Origin of the sequence: Lactobacillus selangorensis (genome assembly GCF_001437205.1) — a bacterium.
GTDB lineage: Bacteria > Bacillota > Bacilli > Lactobacillales > Lactobacillaceae > Paralactobacillus > Paralactobacillus selangorensis.
On sequence record NZ_JQAZ01000024.1, the window covers coordinates 1 to 367 of the forward strand.

General features: G+C 56.4%; 1 pseudogene. It reads right to left on the reverse strand.

The features are described from left to right. Positions 1 to 128: 128 nt before the first annotated feature. Positions 129 to 367: pseudogene (gene glnQ, locus IV40_RS10465) on the reverse strand (glutamine ABC transporter ATP-binding protein GlnQ); the annotation flags it as partial.

Genomic DNA, 367 nt, shown 5'->3' on the forward strand with positions numbered 1-367 from the left:
GTATTGGCCGAAGGCGCTGACCTGCGGGGGTTCACTCATACCGTGAACACAGAAGATGAGGCGCTCAAGGCCTCATGAACAGACAAAAATAAACCCGGCCAGGCCGGGTTTATTTTTTCAAACATCGATCAATGCAGGATCTGGCTCAAGAACAACTTGGTCCGGTCATTCTGCGGGTTGTCGAAGAAGTCATTCGGCGCCGCCTGCTCCACGATCTCGCCCTTGTCCATGAAGATCACGCGGTTGGCCACGGTACGGGCGAAGCCCATTTCGTGGGTCACGCACAACATGGTCATGCCGTCTTCGGCCAGGCCGATCATGGTGTCGAGTACTTCCTTGACCATTTCCGGGTCGAGGGCCGAGGTCG